This is a genomic window from bacterium (genome assembly GCA_024224155.1).
Taxonomy (GTDB): Bacteria; Acidobacteriota; Thermoanaerobaculia; order Multivoradales; family JAHEKO01; genus CALZIK01.
In genome coordinates this window covers 1-1,483 of the sequence record JAAENP010000562.1, presented here as the reverse complement: position 1 = coordinate 1,483, position 1,483 = coordinate 1, and the positions used below count along the sequence as shown (strand labels likewise).

The following is a 1,483-nucleotide window of genomic DNA, read 5'->3' as shown; positions in this document are numbered from 1 at the left end:
CGGCCGCCCGGCCCAACCGCAACTTGCCGGCCAGGTCCGCCAACTGGACGTTGACGCTGAAACGGGTCACGTCGCGGTCGAAGCGGTCGAGGTTGGAGTCGTAGTCGGCATAGATGACCTGGACCACGACGTTGAACCGCTCCTGCAGCTTGAGGCGATAATCCAGCCCGTATGACGTGACGTCGTCGATTCGTTCGCGCAGGCCGGTGGCGACCGACTCGAACTCGTCTTCGCCGACTTCGGCGAACAGGCCCAAGACCGACTTGGAGAAGTCGAAATCGAACCGCGCCCCCTGGCGTTCCTCGACGGAGAAGGCATTCTGGGCGCTGACGGAAAACTGCTGCCGGCGCCGCGCGTAGGTCAGCAGCGTCGTCTTCTGCGACACCTCCCACAGAGTTTCCAGGCTGCCGGTGGTCTCGTCGTACGAGCCGAAGTCAGAGCCCGGGTCGGCCTCGAAATCGCGAAGCTCCGCCCCCAGCCAGAAGCTGAAACGGGAGCCGATGAATCCGACGTCGAGCAGCTCGGAGGTTCCCGAATGGGAGAGATCGCGGGCCTCTTCGGTGAATTCGACCGAGAGGTCCTCGAAACCCAGGCCGATCGTCCATCCCCGGGGCGACAGATACCTGAGACCGGCCCTCACGCGCTCCTCTTGCCGATCGAGCAGACCGAGCACCGCGTTTTCCTCTTCCTCGTTGGTGAAGTCGAGGCGCTCGGCGATGGCGACTAGTTGCAGGTGGCGCGCGACGTCCACCTCGACGTTGAGCTTTGACGTGTCGGTGCTCGAGCTGGTCAGCTCCTGGATCTCGGACGAGAAGAAACTCTGTTGGTCGGCCCGGCGATGCGAAGCTTCGATGGCCATTCGGTTGAAATACGCGAACAGTCCCAGACCATAGCGGCCGTTGAGCCGGCGCTTGGACTCGTCATCCTGCCACCACGTGTACTCCGGCAGGGCTTGCGCCGCCCAGATCAGCTTGCCGGTCGGCAGATAGGCCTGCAAACCGGCGCCGGCGGTCAAGGTGAAATCTTCTCGGGTCTCCCCGTCGGTCTCCTGGGAGGTGACCAACGAGGCGTCGCGCAGGCCGCTCCAGGGCGTCACCCGGATCCGTCCCACGGTCCAGCGGGCGTCTTCGATATTGTCTTCGAAGAGCTCCTTGTCCACGATGGCGGAGGTCTCGACCACATTCCCCGGAGAGATATACTGCGCGCCGAGCGGCACGCCAAGCGCCGGAAGAAGAGCTGGCGAGAGGATCAGCGCAAACTCGAGAAGGACCTGCTGCCTGTTTGGAAGAACCGCAAGGCAAAGGACATCACCCGGCGCGAAGTGATTCGCCTCGTCGAGGGCATCGTCGAGCGAGGCTCGCCGGTCAGCGCCAACCGGACACTCGCACTGATCTCCAAGATCTTTAACTTCGGCATTGACATGGAGATCGTGGAGATCAACCCAGCTCGGCGGGTGAGGCCACCGGCCAAGGAGAGAAGCCGT

The 1,483-nt window shown here is 63.4% G+C and carries 1 protein-coding gene; it reads right to left on the bottom strand.

Translation table 11 applies throughout. The features are described 5' to 3' along the window. On the bottom strand, positions 1-1,216 hold a 1,216-nt coding region (locus GY769_25650), incomplete at its 3' end, for a hypothetical protein (protein MCP4205310.1). Between the last annotated feature and the right edge of the window lie 267 nt (positions 1,217-1,483).